The sequence below is a fragment of the Curtobacterium sp. MCLR17_045 genome, from assembly GCF_003234405.1.
In the GTDB taxonomy this organism is placed as follows: Bacteria; Actinomycetota; Actinomycetes; order Actinomycetales; family Microbacteriaceae; genus Curtobacterium; species Curtobacterium flaccumfaciens.
Genome location: NZ_QKTB01000006.1, coordinates 39,603 through 65,464, shown reverse-complemented (window position 1 = coordinate 65,464; position 25,862 = coordinate 39,603). Strand labels below are relative to the sequence as shown.

17 protein-coding genes and 1 tRNA gene are annotated in these 25,862 nt (G+C 72.0%); 11 read left to right on the top strand and 7 right to left on the bottom strand.

All coding sequences use genetic code 11. From position 1 onward, the window contains the following. The first annotated feature begins 9 nt into the window (after nucleotides 1-9). Nucleotides 10-882 carry a PHP domain-containing protein gene (locus DEJ05_RS06265; RefSeq protein ID WP_027464577.1) on the top strand — a complete coding sequence of 291 codons (873 nt, stop codon included), beginning with the start codon at nucleotides 10-12 and terminating at the stop codon, nucleotides 880-882. 177 nt (nucleotides 883-1,059) lie between these two features. Here the strand turns inward: DEJ05_RS06265 and DEJ05_RS06260 are convergent, their stop codons facing one another. Further along, a complete protein-coding gene (locus DEJ05_RS06260) occupies nucleotides 1,060-2,577 on the bottom strand; it encodes a DEAD/DEAH box helicase (protein ID WP_111110018.1) in 1,518 nt (505 codons plus the stop codon). Between the two features lie 159 nt (nucleotides 2,578-2,736). Between DEJ05_RS06260 and DEJ05_RS06255 the strand changes: the two genes are divergently transcribed. Next, complete coding sequence (locus DEJ05_RS06255) at nucleotides 2,737-3,450, top strand: ferritin-like domain-containing protein (RefSeq protein ID WP_258372448.1); 714 nt, start codon at nucleotides 2,737-2,739, stop codon at nucleotides 3,448-3,450. 42 nt (nucleotides 3,451-3,492) lie between these two features. Here DEJ05_RS06255 and DEJ05_RS06250 read toward each other — a convergent pair whose 3' ends face one another. Both DEJ05_RS06250 and DEJ05_RS06245 read right to left on the bottom strand, forming a co-directional pair. Continuing rightward, entirely contained in the window at nucleotides 3,493-3,789 is a 297-nt protein-coding gene (locus DEJ05_RS06250) for a hypothetical protein (protein ID WP_111033226.1), read from the bottom strand. 4 nt (nucleotides 3,790-3,793) lie between these two features. Next, complete coding sequence (locus DEJ05_RS06245) at nucleotides 3,794-4,018, bottom strand: DUF3107 domain-containing protein (protein ID WP_031259670.1); 225 nt, start codon at nucleotides 4,016-4,018, stop codon at nucleotides 3,794-3,796. Nucleotides 4,019-4,145: 127 nt separating this feature from the next. Here DEJ05_RS06245 and DEJ05_RS06240 point away from each other — a divergent pair, with 127 nt between their 5' ends. Further along, nucleotides 4,146-7,301, top strand: a complete 3,156-nt coding sequence (locus tag DEJ05_RS06240) for a UrvD/REP family ATP-dependent DNA helicase (protein WP_181440673.1) — start codon at nucleotides 4,146-4,148, stop codon at nucleotides 7,299-7,301. Beyond that, nucleotides 7,298-10,579 (top strand): ATP-dependent DNA helicase, encoded by a 3,282-nt coding sequence (locus DEJ05_RS06235; protein ID WP_258370503.1) that lies wholly within the window; start codon nucleotides 7,298-7,300, stop codon nucleotides 10,577-10,579. The genes DEJ05_RS06240 and DEJ05_RS06235 overlap by 4 nt, the downstream gene beginning before the upstream one ends. Nucleotides 10,580-10,800: 221 nt before the next feature. Here the strand turns inward: DEJ05_RS06235 and DEJ05_RS06230 are convergent, their stop codons facing one another. Beyond that, entirely contained in the window at nucleotides 10,801-11,799 is a 999-nt protein-coding gene (locus DEJ05_RS06230) for a phosphotransferase (RefSeq protein ID WP_111029543.1), read from the bottom strand. A gap of 116 nt (nucleotides 11,800-11,915) precedes the next feature. On the opposite strand from DEJ05_RS06230, the gene nudC reads away from it, so the two are divergent. Both nudC and DEJ05_RS06220 read left to right on the top strand, forming a co-directional pair. Continuing rightward, nucleotides 11,916-12,851: an NAD(+) diphosphatase gene (gene nudC / locus DEJ05_RS06225; RefSeq protein ID WP_071405456.1), complete on the top strand. Its 936-nt coding sequence runs from the start codon at nucleotides 11,916-11,918 to the stop codon at nucleotides 12,849-12,851. Next, nucleotides 12,848-14,614 (top strand): ATP-dependent helicase, encoded by a 1,767-nt coding sequence (locus tag DEJ05_RS06220; RefSeq protein WP_181433046.1) that lies wholly within the window; start codon nucleotides 12,848-12,850, stop codon nucleotides 14,612-14,614. The genes nudC and DEJ05_RS06220 overlap by 4 nt, the downstream gene beginning before the upstream one ends. Here DEJ05_RS06220 and DEJ05_RS06215 read toward each other — a convergent pair. Next, a complete protein-coding gene (locus tag DEJ05_RS06215; protein ID WP_111029542.1) occupies nucleotides 14,505-15,362 on the bottom strand; it encodes a TOMM precursor leader peptide-binding protein in 858 nt (285 codons plus the stop codon). The genes DEJ05_RS06220 and DEJ05_RS06215 overlap by 110 nt on opposite strands. 60 nt (nucleotides 15,363-15,422) lie before the next feature. Continuing rightward, complete coding sequence (locus tag DEJ05_RS06210; RefSeq protein WP_111029541.1) at nucleotides 15,423-16,841, bottom strand: zinc-dependent metalloprotease; 1,419 nt, start codon at nucleotides 16,839-16,841, stop codon at nucleotides 15,423-15,425. Nucleotides 16,842-16,993: 152 nt separating this feature from the next. Here DEJ05_RS06210 and DEJ05_RS06205 point away from each other — a divergent pair, with 152 nt between their 5' ends. From DEJ05_RS06205 to DEJ05_RS06190, 4 genes are all read left to right on the top strand, one after another. After that, the gene (locus tag DEJ05_RS06205; protein WP_111029540.1) at nucleotides 16,994-18,103 is read left to right on the top strand and encodes a PDZ domain-containing protein; all 1,110 of its coding nucleotides are present in this window, start codon (nucleotides 16,994-16,996) and stop codon (nucleotides 18,101-18,103) included. Nucleotides 18,104-18,268: 165 nt separating this feature from the next. After that, a complete protein-coding gene (locus DEJ05_RS06200) occupies nucleotides 18,269-21,259 on the top strand; it encodes a UPF0182 family protein (protein WP_181433047.1) in 2,991 nt (996 codons plus the stop codon). A gap of 63 nt (nucleotides 21,260-21,322) precedes the next feature. Continuing rightward, nucleotides 21,323-21,399 (top strand) — tRNA-Met (locus DEJ05_RS06195). 176 nt (nucleotides 21,400-21,575) lie between these two features. Beyond that, a complete protein-coding gene (locus DEJ05_RS06190) occupies nucleotides 21,576-22,415 on the top strand; it encodes a carbon-nitrogen hydrolase family protein (RefSeq protein ID WP_181433048.1) in 840 nt (279 codons plus the stop codon). 32 nt (nucleotides 22,416-22,447) lie between these two features. Here DEJ05_RS06190 and DEJ05_RS06185 read toward each other — a convergent pair whose 3' ends face one another. After that, complete coding sequence (locus DEJ05_RS06185; RefSeq protein WP_111029538.1) at nucleotides 22,448-23,656, bottom strand: aminotransferase class I/II-fold pyridoxal phosphate-dependent enzyme; 1,209 nt, start codon at nucleotides 23,654-23,656, stop codon at nucleotides 22,448-22,450. Nucleotides 23,657-23,847: 191 nt separating this feature from the next. Between DEJ05_RS06185 and DEJ05_RS06180 the strand changes: the two genes are divergently transcribed. Beyond that, nucleotides 23,848-25,803, top strand: coding sequence for a S1C family serine protease (locus DEJ05_RS06180; protein ID WP_258370504.1), 1,956 nt, complete (start codon nucleotides 23,848-23,850; stop codon nucleotides 25,801-25,803). Nucleotides 25,804-25,862 lie beyond the last annotated feature (59 nt).

The following is a 25,862-nucleotide window of genomic DNA, read 5'->3' as shown; positions in this document are numbered from 1 at the left end:
ATTGGCCACGTGCCAGACCCGTTCATCGACCTGCACGCGCACTCCAGTGTCTCCGACGGCACCGAGCGTCCCGCGGAGCTCGTCCGAGCGGCCGCGGCCGCCGGACTCGACGCCGTCGCGCTGACCGACCACGACACGACCGCGGGGTGGGCGGACGCCACGGCCGCGGCGCACGAGCTGCCCCTGACCCTGCTGCCCGGCCTCGAGTTGAGCACCCGGATCGGCTACCGCAGCGTGCACGTGCTCGGCTACCTTGTGGACCCCGAACACCCCGGACTGGTCGAGGAGACGACCCGGATCCGCGACGGCCGGCTGTCCCGCGCGCACCGCATGGTCGACCGCATCGCCGAGGACCACCCGATCACCTGGGCGGACGTCCTGGCCCAGTCCAGCCCCGGTGCCACGATCGGCCGTCCGCACATCGCCGACGCCCTGGTCGCCCGCGGGCTCGAGTCCGACCGGTCCGCGGCGTTCCGCGGCATCCTGCACCCGGCGTCCGGCTACTACGAACCCCACGAGGCACCGTCGCCCCTGCGCGGCGTCGAACTCATCCGGCAGGCCGGCGGCGTGCCCGTCATCGCGCACCCGGCGGCGTCCTCGCGCGGGATCGTCATCGACGAGCCGATGCTCCGCGACCTGGTCGACGCCGGGCTCGGCGGGCTCGAGGTCGACCACCGCGAGAACCTGGCACACGGCAAGCGCACCCTGCTCGACTGGGCGACGCGCTACGGCCTGTTCGTCACCGGTTCGAGCGACTACCACGGCACCGGCAAGCCGAACCGGCTGGGGGAGCACCGCACCGCACGCGTCTCGTTCGACGCGATCGTGTCCGAGGCGACGGGCAGCGCTCCCGTGGTCGGACCCGGCTCGCGCCTGGCCTGACGCGTCGCGTCGTCCCACCGAAGCGACAGATCTCGGTCGGCGCGGCTTGACCCATCCGTGAGGGCGACAGATACCCGCTGACAGTTCGCGGCGATCTGTCGCCCTCGCGGGGCAGTCGGCGGGCGGGGACGACGAAGGGCCCGTCGCGTCAGCGACGGGCCCTTCGGTCTGGAGGCGCTACTCGCCGTCCGACGTGCCCTGCGGTGCCGAGGCGGTCGCCGAGGCATCGCCGGTGCCGGCTCCGCGACGGCGGCGACGGCGGCGACGCTTCGCGGCGCCGTCGGTGGAACCACCTTCGACGGCCGAGCCGTCCTCGGTGCCCGCCGCGGTGGTGGAGGCGACCGACTCGGTGGCCGGAGCCTGCGGGGCGGACTGCTCCGAGCCTCCTGACCGGGTGCGGCTGCGCGACCGCGAACGCGACGCGTCACGCGAACCCGAACCCGAACCCGATGCCGGGCGGTCGCTGCTGCGCTTCTCGACGGGGGCGCCAGCCGAGGCGGCGTGCGACGACGAGCCGGGCAGACGGCCCTTGGTGCCCTTGGGGATGTCGAGTTCCTCGAACAGGTGGGGCGACGACGAGTAGGTCTCGACGGGCTCGGGGATGCCGAACTCGAGCGCCTTGTCGATCAGCGTCCACTTGTGCAGGTCGTCCCAGTCGACGAACGTGACCGCGATGCCGGTCTTGCCGGCGCGGCCCGTGCGGCCGGCGCGGTGCAGGTACGTGTCCGGGTCGTCCGGGATCGTGTGGTTGATCACGTGCGTGACGTCGTCGACGTCGATGCCGCGGGCGGCGACGTCGGTGGCGATGAGCACGTCACGCTTGCCGGCCTTGAACGCCGCCATCGCGCGCTCGCGCTGCTCCTGGTTGAGGTCGCCGTGCACCGCTGCGGCGTTGAACCCGCGGTCCTTCAGCTCCTCGACGAGCTTCGCCGCGGCACGCTTGGTGCGGGTGAAGATCACGGTCTTGCCGCGGCCCTCGGCCTGGAGGATGCGGGCGATGACCTCGTCCTTGTCCAGGGAGTGCGCACGGTAGATGAGGTGCTTGATGTTGGCCTGCATGAGGCCCTCGTCCGGGTCGGTCGCCCGGATGTGCACCGGACGGCTCATGAACCGGCGGGCGAGGGCGACGATCGGCGCGGGCATCGTCGCCGAGAACAGCATCGTGTGCCGCACCTCGGGGACGGCCTGGAAGATGCGCTCGATGTCCGACAGGAACCCGAGGTCGAGCATCCGGTCGGCCTCGTCGAGCACCACCTCTTGCACGTGGGAGAGGTCGAGCAGACGCTGCCGCTGCAGGTCGATGAGCCGCCCGGGCGTGCCGACGACGATCTGGGCACCGGCCTTGAGCTGCTCCACCTGGCCCTCGTAGGCCTTGCCGCCGTAGATCGAGACGACCGTGGTCGGACGGTTCGAGGCCGCGAGTTCGAGGTCCTCGGTGACCTGGACCGCGAGTTCACGGGTCGGGACGACGACGAGCGCCTTCACGCCGTGCGCCGGGTCGGCACCGAGTCGCTGGATCAGCGGCAGGCCGAAGCCGAGCGTCTTGCCGGTACCCGTCTTGGCCTGGCCGATGATGTCCTGGCCGGTCAGGCCGAGCGGGATGGTCTGTTCCTGGATCGGGAAGGGCTCGATGATGCCCTTGCCGGCCAGTGCATCGACGATGTCCTGGTCGATGTTGAGGTCTGAGAAAGTCAAAGAATCACCTTAGTTCTGGTGGAAGTCCGGGCCAGTCTACCGACGGGGCCGTCCTCCGGGGCGCGGCGGGGTGCTTCGGGGAGTCGGGCGGTCCGGTCCGGGCGCCGAGCGGGGCGACCGGCGGGTCCCACGGGGCGCGCCCTCTATGCTGGTCGGGTGGTGTCGTGGTGGAACCGGAAGCGCGCGGCGCAGCTCGCTGCAGCATGGCTCGCGTCGCGGAACCCGCGCGGAGCTGCGCAGGTCAAGCGGCTCGCGCTCGACGACGTCACCCCCGAGCTCGACGTCTACCTGGGGCAGGCCGCGTACCTGCAGCTCTCGGTCTACGAGACGATGGGACGAGCCGGTGCTTCGGCACCGACGCTCTCCGGGCGTCTGGTCACCGGGGTCCTCGCGACCACGGCGCTCGAGCGGCACCGCACGATCGTGGCCGAGATCGAGCGCACCGGCGGGGACCCGGCGGCGCTGATGGCCCCGCACCGCGAAGCGATCGACCTGTTCCTCGAACGGACGAGCGGCGCCGACTGGTACGAGTCGATGCTGACCGGCTACGTGACCGCCGGCATCCTGAACGACCTGTTCGGCAACCTGCTCCGCTCGCTGCCGCTCGACGTGCGGCAGCGGCTGCGGTCGGTGTTCGACGCGCGCGAGGAAGCGGCGGTCGTCGAGGAGCTGACGGCTCACATCGAGGACGACCCGCAGATCGGTTCGCGTCTGGCGATGTGGGGACGCCGTCTGGTGGGCGACACCCTGCTCGTCGCCCGGTCGGCGCTGGCGTCGCACGCCCGCGAGGACCAGGAGCGGCTCGAGCCGGTCTGGACCGAACTCATCGCCGCGCACACCCGACGGATGGACGCGCTCGGGCTGACGGCCTGAGCGGTCGAGCGTCAGGCGCCGCGCGTCTGAGTTGCTCGAGCGTCAGGCGCCGCGCGTCTTGAGCTGCTCGTAGTACTCGGCGTCGCGCTTGTCGCGCTGCGTGCCGAGGAGCCACTCGACGACGAGGACGACCACGCCGGACCCCACGAGGGCCACGACCCAGATCCAGGTGCCGTCGTACCGCCACCCGGCCCAGGTCAGCGCTTCCCAGAGCACTGCTGCGGCAATGCCGCCGACCGCTGGGCCGACGAGCACGCCACGGTTCGACCGCCACGGCAGGATCACGTGCGCGACCGCACCGATGATGATGCCGCCGAGGACGGCGAAGAGCAGTTCCACGTCGTCAGGCGACGAAGCCGATGCGCCGTGCCTCTTCCGCGCCGACCTCGACGTACGCCAGGGCCGAGACAGGGACGATGAAGCGACGGCCCTTGTCGTCCTGCAGCGACAGGTGCGTCGACTTGGCGGTGAGCGCCTCGGACACGGCCTTCTCGACCTCGTCCGCGGTCTGGGCGGTCTCGAAGGCGATCTCGCGGGGGCTGTTGATGATGCCGATCTTGATGTCCACCAGCACAGCGTATCCGAGCGGTCCCGTGCGGCATCGGGCGTTCGCCGCGGGCGCACTCGACGGCGTGACGACCGGTGCCCCGCGCGTCCGCAGCGGTGCTGTCGGCGGTCCTGGGTACCGTACGAGCGTGCCGCAGACCACGCTGATGCCCGCTCCCGAGGAAACCGGGTTCGCGCGCGCACTGGTCGACGACCCCTCGCAGGCCGCGGTGCTCGCGTTGCCGGACGGGCGTCACGCCGCGGTGATCGGTGCGCCGGGCAGCGGCAAGACGACCACGCTCGCACGGCTCGTCGCAGACCGGCTGACCCGACCCGACGCGATCACCCCCGACGGCCACGCGACGGTGCTCGCCCTGACCTCGGCGCGGACGGCCGCGACGGCGCTGCGCGACCGGCTCGCTCGGGCGGTCGACCGGGTCGTGCCGGGTGCACTCGCCCGCACCGTGAACTCGCTGGCGTTCCAGATCGTCACCCACGCGGCGTCGGTGCAGGGGCAGGAACCCCCGACGCTGCTGACCGGCGGGGAGCAGGACCGGATCATCGCCGACCTGCTCGCCGGGCACGAACTCGACGGAGCTGGTCCGACCTGGCCCGACCCCATCACCGCCGTCGTCCGGGAGCGAGCGGGGTTCCGAACCGCCCTGCGCGACGTCATGATGCGTGCGGTGGCCGCCGGCGTCGAGCCCGACGACATGCGGGAACTCGGCGACGAGCTCGGACGGCCCGAGTGGCGGGCCGTCGGGGACTTCGTGGACGACTACCGGGCATCGGTCACCGCGTTCCGGCCGACCGGGCTCGACTCCGGCGAACTCGTGGCGTACGCCACCGCGGCGGTGCTGCGGCACGAGCTCCCCGCGAGCATCGCCGCCCTGCGCCTGGTCGTGGTCGACGACACGCAGGAACTGGTGGAGGGTGAGATCGCGCTGCTCGGGGCACTCGCGCGCTCCGGCGTGCAGGTCGTGGCCTTCGGCGACCCGGACATCGCCGCCTCGGCGTTCCGCGGCGCCGAACCGGACGTGCTCGGTCGGCTGGCCGTGCGCCTCGGGGTGGACCGCGTCGACGAGCTGTTCCTCGGCGCGGTGCACCGGCACCCCGCGCCGATCCGTGCCCTGGTCACCGGCGTCACGGGTCGCATCGGCACCGCGGCGGCCGGTCGGCAGCGCAGCGCGTCAGCGGGCGACCAGGATGCGCGGCCCGACGCCGTCGTGCACCTCGAGGCCGCCAGCCGTTCCGCGCTCGTCGTGGCGATCGCCCGTCGACTGCGCGAACACCGCCTGCTCGACGGCGTGCCGTGGCACCGGATGGCCGTGGTCACCCGCAGCGGTGCTGCCATCCCCGAACTCGTCCGGGCACTCTCCGTGGCCGAGGTCCCGGCGACCGCCGGTGCCGCGCCCGTCCGTCCGCGCGACGACTCCGCGGCGCGGGCGTTGCTCGACGCGGCCGCGGTGGCGCTCGACGTCCTGCCGCTGGACGCCGCCCTGGCCACCGCGTTCGCCACCGGGCCCCTCGGAGGCCTCGACACCCTGGCGATGCGTCGGCTCCGGCTCGCCCTGCGGCGTGAGGAGCTCGCGGGCGACGGCAGCCGCACCGCCGACGAACTGCTCGTCGATGCCCTGGGCGCACCGGAGCGCCTGGCGACGGTGGACGCCGGGTTCGCGCGCCGGGCGACCCGGCTGGCCCGGAGCCTGGTGCAGGCGCGTGCCGACGCCCAGGCGGGATCGAGCATCGAGGAGATCCTCTGGGGCCTCTGGGAACGCAGCGGTCTCGCGAAGTCATGGGGCGCCCAGTCCGCCGCCGGTGGGGTCGGCGCCGGGGAAGCCGACCGGCACCTGGACGCCGTCGTCGGCCTGTTCACCGCCGCCAAGCGCTTCGTCGAGCGCACGCCGGACGCCCCCGCGCGGGTCTTCGTCGACGACCTGCTCGGCGCCGACCTGCCAGAGGACTCGATCGGCCCCGACCGGACCGCCGGCCGGGTGCGGGTCCTGACGCCGTCGGCGACGATCGGGCTCGAGTGCGACGTGGTCGTGGTGCTCGGTCTGCAGGACGGCGTCTGGCCGAACACCCGGGTGCGCGGCAGTCTGCTCGACCCGGACGGCCTGGTCCGCGCCGCTGCCGGGGTCGAGCGATCACCCATCGACGACCGAGCCGCCGTGGTCGCCGACGAACTGCGGCTGTTCGCCCGGGCCGTTTCTCGGGCCACCACCCAGGTCGTCATCGGCACGGTCGCGAACGACGACGAGTCGCCGTCACCCTTCGTCCGACTTGTCCCGGTGCCGCCGGACCGTCAACCGACCGTCCACCCGCTGTCCCTGCGTGGGCTCGCCGGGTCGCTGCGCCGCCGCGTGGTGGGCTCCGGCGACCACGAGGCCGCGTCCGCGCTGGCCCGCCTGGCCGAGGCCGAGGTCCCCGGGGCGGACCCGGACGAGTGGTACGGGCTCGCCGAGCCGACCACGGACGGCCCCCTGGTCGACCTCGACGCCGAGCCCGCGCCCGAGATCGAGGGCGGCGAACCCGTCGCCCCGGCCGTGTCGGTGTCGCCGTCGCGGATCGGCACCTTCGAGGAGTGCCCGGTGCACTGGTTCGCGCAGACCTTCGGCGGCGGTGCCCCGAGCCCGGCGATGGGCATCGGCACGATCGTGCACGAAGCGATGGAGCACGCCACCGAGATCGACGTCGAGTCGCTGTGGGAGCGGGTCGAGGCGCGGTGGGACGAGCTCACGTTCGAGTCGCCCTGGGTCGCCGACCGCGAACGTGCCCGGACCCGGCGGATGATCGAGGGGCTGAGCGACTACCTCCGCACCTTCGCCAGCGCCGGCCGTCGACTGCTCGGCGCCGAGACCTCGTTCGCGCTCGTGACCGGGCCCGCCCGGATCCGGGGGAGCATCGACCGCATCGAGGTCGACCTCGAGGGGCGGGTGAGCGTCGTCGACCTGAAGACCGGCCGTTCGATGCCCAGCGAGAAGAACGACATGCCGGAACACCCGCAGCTCGGGGCCTACCAACTCGCGGTCGAGGACGGCGCGGTCGAGGGCGTGCCGGCGGGGTCGCCGATGACCGACGCCCGGCTGGTCTTCGTCCAGAACCCCCGCGGCGGACAGGCGTACTCCGAGCGGACCCAGCACGCGTTCGACGCCGAGGCGCGCGAGGCCTACCGCGAGCGGTTGCACGGGGTGGCGCGGGGCATGGCCGGACGCACGTTCGTGGCGAACGTGGACGACCACTGCGAGAAGGCCCGGACCGGGGTCGAGTGCCGGATCCACGTGGTGGCGGAGGTGACCTGGTGAGCGACACGGCGGACACGACCGACACGGCGGGCACGACCGACACAGCGGGCACGACCGACACGGCTGCCGCTGCACCGCCCGTCATCCGGCACGGCGCCGACGCCATCGCCGACGCTCTCGGCCGCCCCCGTCCCACCGCCCAGCAGCGCGCCGTCATCGAGTCACCGCTCGTGCCGGCGCTGGTCGTCGCCGGTGCCGGCAGCGGGAAGACCGAGACGATGGCCTCGCGCGTCGTCTGGCTGCTGGCCAACGGACTCGTCCGCCCCGACGAGGTCCTCGGCCTGACCTTCACCCGCAAGGCCGCCGGCGAGCTCTCCGTCCGCATCAACGACCGCATCCGTGCGCTCGAGGACGTGGGCTTGATCACCCCCGGGGACGCCTTCGAGGCACCCACGGTCTCGACGTACAACGCCTTCGCCAACGCGGTCTTCCGCGAGAACGCCCTGCTCGTCGGGCGTGACGGCGAGTCCCAGGTGCTGACCGAACCGTCGGCCTGGCAGCTCGCCCGTCGGGTGGTGGTGGCCGCCCGCGACGACCGGCTCGCCGGCCTCGACCGCGACGTCGACACCCTGACCGCAGCCGTGGTCGCGCTCGCCGGTGCCACCTCGGAGCACCTCGTCGAACCGGAGGACCTGCGCCGGTTCGCGATCGAGTTCTCGGAGCTGCTCGAACTCCCCGGCAACCGCGGCAAGCCGTACAAGGCGATCACCGACGCGGTCGCCGCGATCAGCGCCCTCGAACCCCTGGCCGACCTGGTCGCCGAGTTCCGACGACAGAAGGTCGACCGCGGGTTCGTGGAGTTCTCCGACCAGATCGCCCTCGCGCTCGCCGCGGCCGAGTCGGCCCCACGCGTCGTCACGGACCTGCGGAGCCGGTACGGGGTGGTGCTCCTCGACGAGTACCAGGACACCTCGGTCGTGCAGACCCGGTTCCTCGCCCGGCTGTTCCGCGGGCACTCGGTGATGGCGGTCGGCGACCCGCACCAGTCGATCTACGGGTTCCGTGGTGCGAGTGCCGCGAACCTCGCCCGGTTCCCGCACGACTTCGGCGGCGACGAACCCGGCGTGGCCGAACCCGTCACCTTCGCGCTGTCGACCAGCTGGCGGAACCCGGTGGACGTGCTCGCGGGGGCGAACGCGATCGTGTCACCGCTGTCCGAGGCGTCCGAGGTCGACGTCGAACGGCTCTCGCCCCGGCCGGGTGCGGACGCCGGCACCGTGCGGGTGGTGTTCCCCGAGACTCTGCCGGAAGAGGCCGACGAGGTCGCGGCGTGGTTCCAGGACCACCGCAGGCAGAACCCGGCGGGCTCGATGGCGCTGCTGCTGCGGGCTCGGAAGGACCTCGCGGCGTTCACGGCGGCGCTCGGTGCCCGTGGGGTGCCGTACCACGTGCTCGGCACCGGCGGACTGCTCCAGCGTCCGGAGATCGTCGACCTGGTGGCGTGCCTGCGCGTCCTGCACGACCCGGCGGCCGGCAACGACCTGATCCGGCTGCTCGCGGGTGCACGGTGGCGGGTCGGGGCGGCGGACATCGTCGCCCTGCACCAGCTCGCCCGGTGGCTGTTCCAGCGCGACCACACCCAGCAGCGCCTCGACGACGACCTGACCGCGGCCTTCCGTGCATCGGTTGCTGCCGGGGAGCACGGGTCGATCGTCGACGCGCTCGACTTCGTCGCGACCGCACCCGACGAGCACGGCGCGCTCGAGGGCATCACCCCCGCGGGTCGCAGCCGGATGCGTGCGCTCGGCGGGCAGCTCGCGATGCTCCGCTCACGCGCGGGGAGCGACCTGGTCGACTTCGTGACGCTCGTCGTGCAGGAGATGCGACTCGACATCGAGGTCGCCGCGCACGAACAGGGCAGCGGCGCGTACCTCGACGCCTTCATCGACGAGCTCGCCGGTTTCGTGTCGACCGACGACCGCGCCGACCTCGGTTCGTTCCTCGGGTGGATCGACGCCGCAGCCCGACGGGACGACATGGGCCCGCGGTCCGAGGAGCCCGAGGCCGGCACCGTGCAGATCCTGACGATCCACGGGTCCAAGGGGCTCGAGTGGGACGCCGTCGCGGTGCCCCGGATGGTCGAGGGCGGCCTGCCGGCGCGTCCGCAGGAGGGCTCGTCCGGTTGGCTCGGGTTCGGCCGACTGCCGTACGAGTTCCGTGGGGACGCCGCTGAGCTGCCGCGACTCGCATGGCGCGGGCAGGAGACCCAGAAGGACGTCACCGCGGCGATCGACGCCTTCAAGGAACAGGTGAAGGCCCGCAACGAGGACGAGGAGCGCCGGCTGACCTACGTCGCCCTGACCCGTGCCAAGCACGACCTGCTGGTGTCCGGCTCGTTCTGGGCCGGCGGGGTCCGACCCACCGAGCCGAGCCGCTACCTGCGCGACCTGGTGGACGCCGGCGTCATCGACGGTGCGGCGATCCCGGAGACGACGGTGCACGACGAGAACCCGATGGGGGAGAGCGGCGCGACCCAGACCTGGCCGCACGTGCCGTTCGGGCAGCGCGCGCCGCGGGTCCTGGCTGCCGCCGAGCGGGTGCGGAACGCGAACCCCGGTGCTGCGGGGCGCTTCGCAGCCGACATCGACCTGCTGCTCGCCGAACGGCACGCCACCCGGAACGCGAAGCACGCGGTCGCCGTCCCGCACCGGGTCCCGGCGTCGGGCTTCAAGGACTACCTGACCGAACCCGACTCCGTGGCCGAGCGGCTCCGCCGGCCGATGCCGGAGCGCCCGTACCGCGCCACCCGGCTCGGCACGCTGTTCCACCAGTGGGTGGAACAGCGGGCACGGAGCGGCGGCGCGCTCGAGACGCTCGACGTGTGGGACGGCGAGCTCGACCTCGATGCCGACGACCTCGTCGACGCATCGCCGGACGCCGTGGTCACCGACGACGACGCCCGTCGACTCGCGGACTTCCAGGCGACGTTCGACGGCTCACGGTGGGCCGGGCTGACGCCGATCGAGGTCGAGCGCGAGATCCACATCCCGTTCCTCGGCCACAGCGTGGTCTGCAAGCTCGACGCCGTGTACGAGATCGACGGGCGCGCCGAGGTGGTCGACTGGAAGACGGGCAAGGCGCCGTCGGGGGCGGACGACCTGGCCCGCCGAACCCTGCAGCTCGCGTTGTACCGCGTCGCCTACGCCGAGTTCACCGGGCGACCGCTCGACCAGGTCGACGCGGTGTTCTACTTCGTCGCCGACGACTTGGAGGTCCGTCCGACCGAGCTGCTCGACCGCGCCGGACTCGAGCGTGCGTGGTCCGAGGCCATCGGCTGACGTCCTACGGGCGCGCTGCGCCCGTCGCGCGCGCTGCGCCCGTGTCGCGCTGCGCCCGTGTCGCGCTCCGCCCGTGTCGCGCTCCGCCCTGGAGGCCCGGTGCCGGTCCGCCGGACCCGCGCCGGGCCTCCAGGCGGTCGCGTCCACGACTCCTGCCGCACTTCGTGAGCAGGAATGGTCGGGTGCGCCGCAGCGACCCGACCATTCCTGCTCACGAAGCGTCAGCCGTGGCGGCGTTCGGTGGAGGACAACAGCTGCTCCACCTCGCCGATCTCCATCGTCTCGGGTGACACGGACTGCAGTGGTTCCGCACTCGGGGCGTGCACCGCGTCGACCAGGCGGTGCATCATCGCGACGGCGTCGTCGACGACCTCGGTGCTCTTCGCCTGGACGCCGTGCAGCAGCCAGTGCGCCGTCTCGAGTTCGTGGTGCACGCGTGCACGCTGTGCGAGCTGGCGGTCGCGTCCGCCGCCGTTCGCCTCGTAGGCGCTGAGGACGGTGTCGAAGGCGTCGCGGCGGCCGGCGAGCACCCAGGCGAGGTCCTTCGCCGGGTCGCCGAGCCGCAGCTCGCCCCAGTCGAGGACCCCGGTCACCGCGTCGCCGTCGACGAGCAGGGCGCCGGTGCCGAGCGAACCGTGCACGACGGTCGGCGTGAACTGCCAGAGCTGCTGGTCGCGGGCGGCACCCTCCCAGCGTTCGACGAGCGCGGCGGGGACGAGCTTGGTCGCCACGGCGCGGTCCATCACCGAGACGGCGGACCGGAGCACCTCGAACGGCGTGAGCGACGGCAGGCCGGCGTCGGAGACGAAGCTCGTCGGCAGCTGGTGGATCGCGGCGAGGGCACGGCCGACGCTGGTGGCGAGGTCGGGGCGCTCGACGAGCGACGCGAGGGTCGGGTGAGCCCCGGCCAGCCGCGTCGTGACGATGGCGCGCGTCGACCCGATCGGCGCCTGGCCGCGGTACTCGGCGACGCCGAACGGCAGGCGTGTGCGGATGCCGGCGCTCAGCGCGCGGATGGCGACGAGGTCGGCCGACTGCCGCGCCTCGGCACGCTGGTTCCGGGGGCGGCGGATGACGATCTCGGTGCCGTCGGCGTCGCGGAGGAGCGCCGACTCGTAGTCGCCGGCCGCGGCCGAGCCGAGCGTGCGCGTTCCCGTGACGAGGAGACCTGGAACGGCCGTCGTCGCCAACGCGGCTAGAGTGAACTGGGATCCCGCCATGCCCCTCAGGGTAGGCGCGTGACGCGTGCACGGCTGCACGCCACGCTGTTCGGCGGCCCGCACGCCCACCGCACGTCTCCTGCACGTCCGCACCCGATCCGAGGAGCTCTCCCGCCGTGACCGTCGAGTTCGCCGCCCGGCTCCCGCTCTCCCGCAACGAACTCGACCGCGACGCCGAGTTCCGCACGACCGACGACGTCGAGCGTGTCCTGCGCGAGGACGAGCACACCCGGTACCTGCCGGTGCGCGGTGCCGAGATGCTCCGGAACGCCGACGGCACCCTGCGCTTCGTGACCGCGACGGAGATCCCGGTCGACACCGTGACCCTGTACCTCGGCCGTGCGGTGTCGGACGCCGCCGATGCCCCGGCGGGTACCCGCTTCGTCGCCGCCCTGATCGACAGCGCGACGGCCACCGCCATCGAACCCGACGACGACGCCTGGCAGAGCCTCCGGATGTTCGGCACCGAGCTCTCGCCGCGCGACCAGGGCCTGGCGGTCGAAGCCGTCGCGATGGCCAACTGGCACGCCGTGCACGGCTTCTCGCCGCGCACCGGCTCACCCACTGCCGTCGTGAGCGGCGGATGGGTCCGGCGCGACCCCGAGGGGCACGACCTCTTCCCGCGCACGGACGCGGCGATCATCGTCGGGGTCGTCGACGCCGACGACCGGATCCTGCTCGGTTCCAACGCCGCGTGGGACGCCGACCGGTACTCGCTGCTGGCCGGGTTCGTCGAGCCGGGGGAGTCGCTCGAGGACGCCGTCCGCCGCGAGGTCTGGGAGGAGTCCGGCGTCCGTGTCGAGGAGCCCGAGTACCTCGGCTCGCAGCCGTGGCCGTTCCCGGCGTCGCTGATGGTGGGCTTCCGTGCCCGCGCAGCCGGCGGTGACCCGACGACCGCCCGCCCCGACGGCGTGGAGATCCTGGACGTCCGGTGGTTCTCGCGCGACGAGATCCGCGAGCGCGCCGGCGACACCCTGCTGCTGCCGGGACGCACCTCGATCGCCCGCGCCATCATCGAGGAGTGGTACGGCGGGCCGCTGGACCTGCCGTGAGCGTCACGGGTCCGCGCGGTGCAACGGGTGCCGGGGCAGTCGAGCCCCGGCCGCCGTCGCCCGACGAACTGCTCGCCGCGCTCGACGCCGAGCAGCGGACTGTCGCCCGCACCCTGCTCGGTCCGGTCGCCGTGCTCGCCGGCGCCGGGACGGGCAAGACCCGTGCGATCACGCACCGGATCGCCTACGGCGTCGCCACCGGGACCTACGCGCCGAACCACGTCCTCGCGCTGACCTTCACGACCCGTGCCGCAGGCGAACTGCGGTCGCGCCTGCGCGCGCTCGGGGCCGGGACGGTCCAGGCGCGCACCTTCCACGCCGCGGCGATGGCGCAGCTCAGCTACTTCTGGCCGGACACCGTCGGCGGGCACGCCCCCAAGATCGTCGAGTCCAAGGGGCGGATGATCGCCCACGCCGCGGACACGGTCGGCATGAACGTCGACACCCCGGTGCTCCGCGACCTGGCCGCCGAGGTCGAGTGGCGCAAGGTGCAGATGCTCTCGCTCGACGAGTACGAGGCCGCCGCCGCCGACCGGGTGATGCCGCGGGACACCACACCGCGCCGGGTCATCGACCTGATGAAGGCGTACGAGCGACTGAAGGACGACCGGCGGCAGCTGGACTTCGAGGACGTCCTGCTGGCGACCCTCGGCATGGTCGAGTCCGAGCCCCGCGTGGCGTCGTACGTGCGGCAGCAGTACCGGTTCTTCGTCGTCGACGAGTACCAGGACGTCTCGCCCGTGCAGCACGACCTGCTGCGGGCCTGGCTGGGCGGCCGTGACGACCTGTGCGTCGTCGGTGACGCCAGTCAGACCATCTACTCGTTCGCCGGCGCATCGAGCGACTACCTGCTCGGGTTCGGGTCGGAGTTCCCGCGCGGGTCGGTCCTGCGCCTCGAGCGGAACTACCGCTCCACCCGCGAGGTCGTGTCCGCTGCCAACACGCTGATGCGCGGCCAGCCCGGCGCGCTCGACCTGGTGGCCCAGAGCCAGGAACCGGGCCCGGAACCGGTCGTGCTGGCCTGCGTCCACGACGGCGACGAGGCACAGACCATCGCCCGGCGCATCGCCGAGCTCGTCGGGGCCGGAGCGTCCTACGGGGACTGCGCCGTGCTCTTCCGAGTCGGAGCGCAGTCCGCTGCGCTCGAGTCCGCGCTCGGACGGAACGGCATCCCCTACCGCGTGCAGGGCGGGACCCGGTTCTTCAACCGCCCGGAGGTCAAGCTCGCCGTCCACCACATGCGCGGCGAGGCGATCCGGCAGACCGACGACGAGCTGACCCGACGGGTCCGGCTGGTGCTGCAGGTCAGCGGCTGGACGGAGACGCCGCCGGAGGGCACCGGCGCAGTCCGCGAGCAGTGGGAAGCGCTGCAGGCGATCATGGGCCTGGCCGAGGACGCCCCCGCGGGTACGACGATGCAGCAGTTCACCCAGGACCTGGTGGACCGTGCGGCGACGCACCACGAGCCCGAGGTCGACGCCGTCACGCTCGCGACGCTGCACTCGTCGAAGGGTCTGGAGTGGCCGCACGTGGTCATCGCCGGCGCCGCCGAGGGGCTCCTGCCGATCTCGCACGCGTCGACCGACACCGAGGTGGACGAGGAACGACGCCTGTTCTACGTCGGGCTGACACGCGCCCGCCGTTCCGTCACGATCACGTGGTCGCAACAGGGCTCCACGCGTGGGGGAGCCCGGGCTCCGAGTCGGTTCCTGGCAGCGCTCGGCACGCGCACCGCGGATGGGGCCGGACCGGCGAACGGCTGACCGACAGGTCGTCGCGCTCGAAGACGAGCTGGTCGGGGTCGGCTCGTTGCGTCCGGAGCGGGAGTCGTTCCAGCAGCATCCGCGTCGTGGCAGCGGCCACCGCCGCCGCCCGCCACGGGGACAGCGGTGTCGGGTGCCGCCCCCACACCTGGGCGGCGATGGCCGGCCAGGCCGGGTCGTCGTCGACGCGTGCGTACTCAGCACACTGGAGGCACGGCCCGGCTCCCGGCACGACGAACGGACCGAGACGGACGCGTCCGTCGCCGACGACGACCGCCAGGTGCGGCACACCCCGGCGGGTCCACGCGGCGCGGAGCGCCGGGTCGACGACGTGGTCGGCCACCACCACGGCCAGGCGTGGTTCGGGCTCGGGCAGCACGATCGGCCCTCCGGCGGGCGCGGTGGTGCGGCTGACCGTCACGCCCTCGCCGGACAGGAACGTCGCCACGGCGTCGGCGAGGACACCGGTGCCGTGCACCTCGATGCGTTCGAGCGGCTCGGGCAGGACCTCGACCACCGCGGGCGACGCGGCACCGAGCACACCCGCAGCACGTTCCGGCGAGCACCCCGACGCGGCCGCCAGGCCTGCCAGCACGTCGTGGCCGGTCTCGCGTCGCAGACCGTTGAGGAACCGTTCTTCCCCCGTGCTGGGCACCGCGACGACGGCGCGTGGAGGATCGACCCCGAGCTGGACCGTGGCGGGGTCACGCCAGACGAACTCGAGCGTCGGATCGATGCGGATGCCCATGACCCCACGGTGCCGGAGTGCGCGGCACGCGTGGGGTCACCAGGGGGATCTGTGGAGAACTCAGCGGGGCTGGTCGCCCGTGTCGTTCCCGGGCTCGTCGCCCGCTCCACCCTCGGGGTCGTCGGCCACGCGGCCGGACTCGTCCTCGTGCGGACGCGCACCGGTCGAGTCGTTCAGCAGGTCCTCGAGGGCCTTGTCGAACGCGTCGTCCTCGTCGGTCTGGGACGGGTTCCGCAGCCGTGCGACGAGGGCGTCGGGTGCGTCGACGTCGTCCGAGGTCGGCACCAGGTCGAAGTGCGACCAGAGGGCGTCACGCTCTTCGGCGCCGAGCTCGTCGGTCACCCGCTGCCACATCGCGGCGGCTTCACGCAGACGACGCGGACGCAGCTCGAGGCCGACGAGTGTCGCGAACGCCGACTCGGCCGGGCCGCCGGCCGCACGGCGACGGCGCACCATCTCGGCGATCGCTCCGGCCTTGGGGAGACGGACCGTGGCCGCGGCGGTGACCGTGTCCACCCAGCCCTCGACCAGGGCGAGCATCGTCTCGAGTCGGGCGAGCGCGGCGTCCTGCTCGGCGGTCCGCGGCGGGATGAGGGCACCCGAGGCGAGTGCGTCGCGCAGCTGCTCCTGGTTGGTCGGGTCGATGTCGGCCGCGAGTTCCTCGACGCGGTCGAAGGGGATGTGGATGCCCCGCGCGTAGTCCGTGATGGACGAGATGATGTGCAGGCGGAGCCACCGTGCCGACCGGAAGAGCCGGGCGTGGGCGAGTTCGCGGACCGCGAGGTAGATGCGGACCTCGTCCTCGGAGACGTCGAGGCCCTCGGCGAACTCGGCGACGTTCTGGGGCAGGAGTGCCGCGACCTGCTCGTCGAGGAGCGGTACGCCGACGTCACCGCCGGACACGACCTCCTTCGACAGCTGCCCGACGACCTGGCCGAGCTGGATCGCGAACAGTGCCCCGCCGATGCCGCGCATCGCCTTCGAGACGTCGCCGAGCATCGCCTTGAGCTGCTCGGGAGCACGCTGGTCGATCGCCTCGGTCAGGGCATCGGCGATGCTGAAGGCCACCGGCTCGGCGATCTGCGTCCACACCGGGACGGTCGCCTTGGCCCACTGCTCACGCGTGTAGAGACTCGGGGTCGCGGTCAGCTCGGCGACGGTCGTGACCTCGTCGAGCCACAGCGCGGCGACCTGGAACGCCTGGTCGGCCGCCTGCGAGGTGGCCGGGTCGACGGGGTGGCCGCCGTCCCGAGCGATCGCGCTGGCGCGTTCCGCGGTGGCCGAGAAGTCGATGCCGTCACCGCCGGACTGCGCGGCACGCTGGAGCTGGCTCATCAGGTTCGCCACGGATGCCGGGTCGTTCGGCAGACCGGCGGCACCGGCGAGCTGCGACGGGTCGATCTGCCCCTCGCCCGAGAGCAGCTTGCGCAGCATCTCCTGGAAGTCGTCGTCCGGCCCCGGCTGTGGTTCATCAGGCATGCCGACTACGCTAATCGCTGCTCACGGGGCCGTACCTGGGATGCCCCCGTGGGAACGCCCGAAGCGCTGCGCCCAGGGCGAACAGCCCCGTCGCGAGACGCGGGCGACCACCCTGCCTCCAGGCGCGGGTGCCCACCTCGGAAGGACCCCGCGTGACCCTCTTCGCCCCCGCGCCCCGTCGTCGCTCGCGTGCCCGGACCGTCGGGTGGGCGTTCCTGATCGGCGCGGTCGTGCTGGGACTGCTGGCGAGCCTGCTGCCCAGCCCGTACCTCATCGAGGTCCCCGGGCCGGTCTACAACACGATCGGCACCCAGGAGCAGGGGACGGGCAAGGACGCGAAGGACGTCAAGCTCATCCAGGTGTCCGGCCACGAGACGTACCCGACGGCCGGCGCCCTCGACATGCTCACCGTTGGCATCCAGGGCGACGCCACGAACCGCCCGTCGTGGACCAGCGTGATCCGCGCGATCTTCACCAGGTCGCAGGCGGTGATCCCGGTCGAGGCGATCTACCCGAGCGGCACCACGACCGAGCAGGTGAACGAGCAGGACTCCGCCGACATGCAGGCGTCGCAGCAGTCAGCCGTCGCCGCCGCGCTCATCCAGCAGGGGAACGACCTGCCCACGGAACTCGAGGTCAGCGCCGTGCAGGAGGGCTCAGCGGCCGACGGCACGATCGAGAAGGGCGACGTCATCACGGCGTTCGACGGCAAGTCGCTCACGACCAACGCCGACGCGGTGAGCCTGCGCGAAGCCGTCGCGCAGCACGGCACCTCGAGCCCCGCGACCGTCACCGTCGAACGGGACGGCGCGACGAAGGACGTCCGGGTGACGCCGCGCAGCGAGCAGGGCACGGCGCTGCTCGGGGTCGGCGTCACCGAGCGCTACGAGTTCCCCTTCAAGGTGTCGATCCGCCTGCAGGACGTCGGCGGTCCGTCCGCCGGCATGATGTTCGCGCTCGGGATCATCGACGAGATCACGCCGGGCAAGCTGAACGGCGGCAAGCACGTCGCGGGCACCGGCACGATCACGGCGGCCGGCGAGGTCGGCCCCATCGGCGGGATCCGGCAGAAGCTCTACGGTGCCGCGGACGCGGGCGCCACGGTGTTCCTCGCCCCCGCGGACAACTGCGACGAGGTCGTCGGGCACGTGCCGGACGGGCTCGACGTCTACAGCGTCTCCACGCTCGACCAGGCCGTCACCGACCTGCAGACGATCGCCGACGGCGGGAGCACCGCGAAGCTCGCCCGCTGCGGGTCCTGACCCGGTCCTGAGCCCCCGTACAGGTTCACGCTCGGTCCGGTCCCATAGGATCAGTGTCACTGACGGCCCGCCGCGAGCCGGGCCCGCCGGTCCGACACGTCTGGAGCACATCAAGTGACGACAACCTCGTCCACCTCGGGGCGGCGTTCGCCGCGGGTCCCCATCGTGGTCACGATCATCGTGCTGGCCGCACTGGTGATCGCCTTCTTCATCTTCGCCAGCCTGTACACCGACTACGCGTGGTTCGCGCAGCTCGGGTTCCAGCAGGTCCTCACCACCCGGTGGATCGCCGGGACCCTGATGTTCCTGGCGGGATTCCTCGGCATGGCGGTCCCGGTCTTCGTGAGCATCGCGCTCGCGTTCCGGTTCCGGCCGGTCTACGCGAAGCTCAACTCGCAGCTCGACCGCTACCAGCAGGTCATCGAGCCGCTGCGGCGCGCCGTGATGATCGGCATCCCCGTGGTCCTCGGCATCTTCGCCGGGCTCTCGACCGCGGGCCGCTGGAGCATGGTCCTCGAGTACTTCAACCGCACGCCGTTCGGCAAGACCGACCCGCAGTTCGGACTGGACATCGGGTTCTACGTGTTCGAGCTGCCGTTCTGGCGCTCGATCGTGGCCTACTCGTCGGCCGTCGTCCTCATCGCCGGCCTCGCCGCGCTCGCTGCGAGCTACCTCTACGGTGCGCTCCGCTTCGGTGGTCGCGAGGTCCGGATCTCCCGTGCCGCGCGCATCCAGCTGGCGGTCACGGCGGCGCTCTACATCGCGCTGCAGGCCGTCAGCCTCTGGCTCGACCAGTACGCGGCGCTGACGAAGTCGAACTCACTCATCACCGGTGCCCAGTACACCGACGTCAACGCGGTCATCCCGGGCCGCGAGATCATGGCGGGCATCGCGGCGATCGTCGCGCTGCTCTTCATCGTCACGGCGGTCATCGGCCGCTGGCGCATCTCGATCGTCGGGACGGGCCTGCTGCTCGTCGCCGCGATCGTCGTCGGCGGCATCTACCCGTGGGTCGTCCAGCGTCTGCAGGTGAAGCCCTCGGAGCGCACCTTCGAGTCCGCCTACATCGAGCGGAACATCAAGGCCACGCGTGACGCCTACGGTGTCGCCGGCGTCGAGGAACAGAACTACGACGCCACGACCGAGACGAGCTCGGGTGCGCTCGCGAAGGACGCGCAGACCACGGCCAACATCCGTCTCATCGACCCGAAGATCGTCTCCGACACGTTCAGCCAGCTGCAGCAGTACCGGCAGTACTACCAGTTCCCGAAGGAGCTGGACGTCGACCGCTACGACGTCAAGGGCGAGACCGAGGACACCGTCATCGCGGTCCGCGACATCGACCTCGCCGGGCTCAGCTCGGCCGCGAACACGCAGTACAACCGGGCGTTCGTCTACACCCACGGCTACGGCGTCACCGCGGCCTACGGCAACCAGCGCGCGAGCGACGGCAAGCCGGTGTTCCTCGAGTCCGGGATCCCGTCGAACGGTGCGCTGGGTGACTTCCAGCAGCGCGTGTACTTCGGTGAGACGTCGCCGCCCTACTCGATCGTGGGTGCGCCGAAGGGCACGAAGGACGTGGAGCTCGACTACCCGTCCGGTTCGGACGACGACAACGGCGGGAACGCGACCACCACCTACGCCGGCGACGGCGGTCCGAGCCTCGGCAACTTCTTCAACCGGCTCGTCTACGCCGCGAAGTTCCAGTCGGAGCAGATCCTGCTCTCGAACGCGGTGAACAAGGACTCGCAGATCCTCTACGACCGCGACCCGATCACCCGCGTGCAGAAGGCGGCGCCGTACCTGACCGTCGACAGCGACGCCTACCCGGCGATCGTCGACCACCGCATCCAGTGGGTGGTGGACGGATACACCACGAGCGACGCGTACCCGTACTCGCAGAGCCAGAGCCTGTCGGACAGCATCGCCGGCGCCGAGTCCTCGACGTACCGCACCGACCAGGTGAACTACATCCGGAACTCGGTGAAGGCGACCGTCGACGCCTACACGGGCAAGGTGACGCTGTACACGTGGGACACGAAGGACCCGGTCCTGAAGACGTGGCAGAAGATCTTCCCGACGTCGATGAAGCCGGTGTCGAGCATGAGCGCCGAGCTCCTCGACCACGTGCGGTACCCGACGGACCTGTTCAAGGTGCAGCGCTCGATCCTCGGTACGTACCACGTGACCAACGCCAACTCGTTCTACTCGGGCGACGACGCGTGGAACACCCCGCAGGAACCGACCAGCACGGCGACGTCGGACAGTGACGCCGACACCGCGGCGACGTCGACGAACGCACTCGGCGCGCAGACGACGACGACCGCCAACAGGGCGAACCTGCAGGACCCGTACTACCTGACGATGAAGGTGCCGGGGCAGGGGACGGCGTACTCGCTGTACACGACCTACATCCCGCAGCAGTCGGCCGGGGCGAACAACCGCAACGTGCTGACCGGCTACCTGGCAGTGAACTCCGACGCGGGTGGTGCCGGCAAGGGCGAGAAGGCGTCGGGCTACGGCAAACTCACGCTGTTGACGATGCCGAAGACCGACAACATCCCGGGCCCCGGGCAGGTGCAGAGCCTCTTCAACGGTGACTCGACCGTGTCGCAGGAGCTGAACATCCTGAAGCGGGGCAACTCGACCGTGAAGCAGGGCAACCTGCTCACGCTCCCGGTCGGCGGTGGGTTCCTCTACGTGCAGCCCGTCTACGTCCAGTCGACCTCGAGTGGTTCGTACCCGCTGCTGCAGAAGGTCCTCGTGGCCTTCGGCGACAAGATCGCGTTCGAGGACACCCTCGACGAAGCGCTGAACTCGCTGTTCGGCGGCGACTCCGGTGCGGCGGCCGGCGACTCCGGCGCAAGCGGCAGCGACAGCGGTTCCGGTTCCGGTTCCGACAGCGGGTCCGGCTCCGACACGGGGTCCGGTTCCGACACGGGTTCCTCGGGCTCCGGATCGACCGGCTCGACCGGCTCGACGGGTTCCGGCTCGACCGACAACGACGCCCTGCAGGAGGCCCTGGCCGACGCCAAGGCAGCCCTGCAGGACCGCCAGGAGGCCTACGCCGACAACGACCTGGTCGCTGCGGCGGAAGCCGACCAGCGCCTCCAGGACGCGATCGAGGCCGCCACGGCAGCCGAGAACGGCAACTGACACACCGTGGCGGGGCACTCGATTTGTGTCCCGCCACGGCCCCGTGTAGGCTTCTAAACGTGCCGCGGGGTGGAGCAGTTCGGTAGCTCGCTGGGCTCATAACCCAGAGGTCGTAGGTTCAAATCCTGCCCCCGCAACCAAGCGTCACATGAAGGCCCCGGTCCAACAGGACCGGGGCCTTCTTCGTGTCTCCGCCGCGAGACGCCCAGCCACGAGACGCGAGACGCGAGACGCGAGACGCCCCGCCACGAGACGCCCGGCGCAGGACGCCCAGCCGCAGGCCCGCCCGCCGCAGACCCCCGGGTACGCTCGCCCCATGGCCACCCTCACGATCGCGGCGGCGCAGTTCGCCCCCGTGGACGACCCCGTCGCCAACCTCGACACCGTGCGCACCGCCGCCGTCGACGCGGCGGCCCGTGGCGCCGATCTCCTCATCACGCCGGAGTACACCTCGTACTTCGCCGCCGACATCGACGATCGGTTCGTGGCGGCCGCGCAGCCCCTGGACGGTCCGTTCGTCTCCGGCCTCCGCGACATCGCCCGCGAGACCGGCATCGCCCTGGTCGTCGGGGTCGCCGAGTCGGCAGACACGCCGGAGCGCTTCCGGAACACCCTGGTCGCGGTGCTCCCGTCGGGCGACCTGGCGGCGACGTACCGGAAGGTCCACCTCTACGACGCCTTCGGCTCGCGGGAGTCGGACCGCATCGAGTCCGGCGACCCGGAGCAGCTGCCGGTCTTCGACCTCGGCGGGGTCCGTGTCGGGCTCGAGACCTGTTACGACCTGCGATTCCCCGAGGTCACGCGACGGCTCGCCGCTCCCGAGACCGGCGCGGCCGACGTCGTCGTCCTCCCGGCGGAGTGGGTGCGCGGCCCCGGCAAGGAGCACCACTGGCGCACGCTCCTCACCGCCCGCGCGATCGAGAACACCGTCTGGGTCGTCGGGGTCGGGCAGACGCCGCCGATCGGGATCGGCGGCTCGGTCGTCCTCGACCCGTCGGGCGTCGCGGTCGCCTCGGCCGGCGCTTCGCCGACCACGCTCACCGCCACGATCGACACCACCGTCACCGACGCCGTCCGACGGGTGAACCCGTCGCTGTCGCTGCGGCGCTACGACGTCGCACTGCGCACCCTGCCTGGAGGCCCGGGGCAGCCCTGACGCGTCGGTCGCGTCCCCGACGCGGTCGCGTCTCAGGCGCCGGGGCGCGCTCCGAGGGTCGCCAGGCGTGCGGTGGCGTCCTCCAGGACACTCCGGCGCTTGCAGAACGCGAAGCGCACCAGGGACCGGTAGCCGGAGACCCGGTCCGGGCGGACGAACGCCGAGACCGGCACGCCCGCGACACCGGCCAACGCGGGCAGTTCGAGGCAGAATGCACGGGCGTCGTCGTACCCGAGCGGCGCGGCGTCGGCGAGCACGAAGTACCCGCCGTCGGGCCGCATCACGTCGAAGCCCGCCGCCGTCAGTCCGTCGGCGAGCAGTTCGTGCTTCGCGCGCAGGTCGGCGGCGATGCCGGTGAAGACCGCGTCGGGCAGGCGGAGTCCCACGGCGACGGCCGGTTGGAAGGGCGCGCCGTTCACGAACGTCAGGTACTGCTTCACCGTCGTGATCGCGTCGACGAGTGCCGGGGGAGCGGTGAGCCAGCCGACCTTCCACCCGGTCGTGTTGAAGGTCTTGCCCGCGCTCGACACCGACACCGTCCGCTCGGCGGCGCCGGGCAGGGTCGCGATGGGCGTGTGCGGGACGTCGAACGTCAGGTGTTCGTAGACCTCGTCCGTGATGATCACCGCGTCGCGCTCGGTGGCCAGGTCGACGATCGTCTGCAGCACCTCGGTGGGCAGGACCCGGCCGGTCGGGTTGTGCGGGGTGTTCACGAGCACGGCGCGGGTGCGGTCGGTGAAGGCCGCGCGGAGCGTGCGCTCGTCGGGCAGGAAGTCGGGCGCGGTGAGCGGGACTGTGACGTGCACCCCGCCGGCCAGCCGGATGAGCGCGCCGTAGGCGTCGTAGAACGGCTCGAAGGTGATCACCTCGTCACCGGGTTCGACCAGCGCGAGGATCGTGGCGGCCAGCCCCTCGGTGGCACCGGCGGTGACGAGGACCTCGCGGTCGGGGTCCACCTCGAGCCCGTACCACCGCTGCTGGTGCTCGGCGATCGCCGCCCGCAGGTCAGGGGTGCCCCGGCCCGGCGGGTACTGGTTCACGCCGTCGCGGATCGCCTGCACCGCGGCCTCGAGCACCTCGGCCGGCCCGTCCTCGTCGGGGAAGCCCTGCCCCAGGTTGACCGCGCCGGTGCTGGCGGCGAGGGCGCTCATCTCGGCGAACACCGTCGGTGCGGGGACCCCGTCCGGTCCCAGCAGCATCGCTCCGTCGGCGGCTCGCAGCCACGGTCCTGCCTGGCGCATGTGGTTCCCTCCCGTGCGGGCGACGACGTGTCGCGCTGAACGGACCCCAACCTAGCTGTCCGTCCCGCGGCGGACCGGGCCACCGTGTACAGCGCACGCATAAGATCGCCAGGGGTGGCTCGCAGCCTCGCCAGAAGGACCGCTCAGGTGCTTGCGACAGACTGCACGAGCTTGAAAGGAGCACGTCCAGCATGACCGACACCACGCCCAGCGGGCAGGGCGACGACCGCCGTCCGGACGATGCGGCTCCGCCTGCCGCCAGTGAGGACGCCGCAGCAGCGGCCACGAGAGGGAACACGTCGATGCCGAACGACTCCGACCAGCCGGACGAGACCCCTCGCCCGAACCAGAACCAGAACCAGAACGACGAGACGACCCCGGACCACACGGACGTGATCCCGTCGTCGACGGACCACCCGACCGACCGCTACACCGCGCCGTACCCCGCCGTCTCGGGCGACTCCTCGGGTGCGCAGCAGGGCGGCTACGGCCAGCAGACGTCGCCGTACGGCCAGCAGTCGCCGCAGAGCCAGAACCCGTACGGCCAGCAGTCGCAGCAGAGCCAGAACCCGTACGGCCAGCAGCCGCAGTACGGCCAGCAGACGCCGCAGGCCCAGAACCCGTACGGCCAGCAGAGCCAGTACGGCCAGCAGCCCCAGAACCCCTACGGCCAGCAGAGCCAGTACGGCCAGCAGCCCCAGAACCCCTACGGCCAGCAGTCCCAGTACGGCCAGTCGGGCGGCGAACGCCCCCGCTACGGCGAGTACGCCCAGCCGACGTCCTCGACCGCTCCGAGCTCGTCCTCCGAGTACGCGAACGCGTCCGCGCAGGCTCCGCAGTCGGCCACGAGCGGCTTCGGTGACGTCGACGGCGCGAACCAGCGCAACGGTCACTACTTCAGCGACGACGCCTCGGGCGCCGCGGCGACCACGACGACCAAGGACCGCTCGGGCCGCAGCAAGCTGCTCCTGCCGGTCATCGCCGCGGTCATCGCCGGCGGTCTGGTGGGCGGCGGTGCCGGTTGGGCCGTCTCCTCGGGCAACGACGGTGGCAGCGTGGTGTCCTCCGGTTCGTCGCAGGGCGGCAACCTGACCGTCAACGACTACGACTCCGCCACCGTGGTCACCGCCGTCGCGGCACAGGCGACCCCGTCCGTCGTCACGATCAACGTGTCCGCGAGCAACGAGGCCGGCACCGGGTCCGGCGTGGTGATGAGCAAGGACGGCTACATCGTCACGAACACCCACGTGGTCACCCTCGACGGTGACAGCTCGAACGGCCGGATCACCGTCACGACCTCGAACGGCAAGATCTACGCGGGCAAACTCATCGGCACCGACCCGACGGTCGACCTCGCGGTCATCAAGATCGACGCGACCGACCTCAAGCCGATGGAGTTCGCGGACTCGTCCAAGCTCAACGTGGGCGACACCGCGGTCGCGATCGGCGCGCCCCTGGGCCTGTCGAACACCGTCACCGACGGCATCGTCTCGACGCTGAACCGCAGCATCCAGGTCACCTCGAGCGCCCCCAGTGAGGGCGGCGACTCGAACGAGGGCGGCAACGGCGGCTCGGGTCCCTTCGACTTCTGGGGCAACGGTGACAACGGCAGCAGCTCGTCCGCGAACACCACCGTCTCGCTCCCGGTCATCCAGACCGACGCATCGATCAACCCGGGCAACTCCGGCGGTGCGCTGCTCGACTCGAAGGGCCGACTGATCGGCATCAACGTGGCCATCGCCTCGGCCGGCAGCTCGTCGTCGGAGTCGGCCGCCGGCAGCATCGGCGTCGGCTTCTCGATCCCGGCCAACCTGGTCAAGCGGGTCGCGAACGAGATCAAGGACAACGGGTCGGCGACCCACGGGCTCCTCGGCGCAACGGTCGGCGACGCCACCGAGGACGCCAGCGCCACCCAGGTCGGCGCCCTCATCAAGTCGGTGTCCAACGGCGGTGCCGCGGCGAAGGCCGGTCTGCAGAAGGGCGACGTCGTCACGAAGATCGGTTCGGCGTCGGTCTCCGACGCCACCGACCTGACCGCGCAGGTGCGCTTCTTCGCGGGCGGCGCCTCGACGACGATCAGCTACGTCCGCGACGGCCAGACCCGCCAGGCCGACGTGAAGCTGGGGACGTTCGACAGCAAGGGCTGACGCCACCACACGACGGACAGGAGGCCCGGGGCACGACGTGCGCCGGGCCTCCAGTCCGT

Excerpts from the sequence above, each read along its gene's own strand:
- DEJ05_RS06215 (WP_111029542.1), bottom strand. The coding sequence starts at position 15,362 with ATGGGCATCCGCATCGATCCGACGCTCGAGTTCGTCTGGCGTGACCCC.
- DEJ05_RS06230 (WP_111029543.1), bottom strand. The coding sequence starts at position 11,799 with ATGGCGGGATCCCAGTTCACTCTAGCCGCGTTGGCGACGACGGCCGTT.
- DEJ05_RS06185 (WP_111029538.1), bottom strand. The coding sequence starts at position 23,656 with ATGCGCCAGGCAGGACCGTGGCTGCGAGCCGCCGACGGAGCGATGCTG.
- DEJ05_RS06210 (WP_111029541.1), bottom strand. The coding sequence starts at position 16,841 with ATGCCTGATGAACCACAGCCGGGGCCGGACGACGACTTCCAGGAGATG.
- DEJ05_RS06190 (WP_181433048.1), top strand. The coding sequence starts at position 21,576 with ATGGCCACCCTCACGATCGCGGCGGCGCAGTTCGCCCCCGTGGACGAC.
- DEJ05_RS06180 (WP_258370504.1), top strand. The coding sequence starts at position 23,848 with ATGACCGACACCACGCCCAGCGGGCAGGGCGACGACCGCCGTCCGGAC.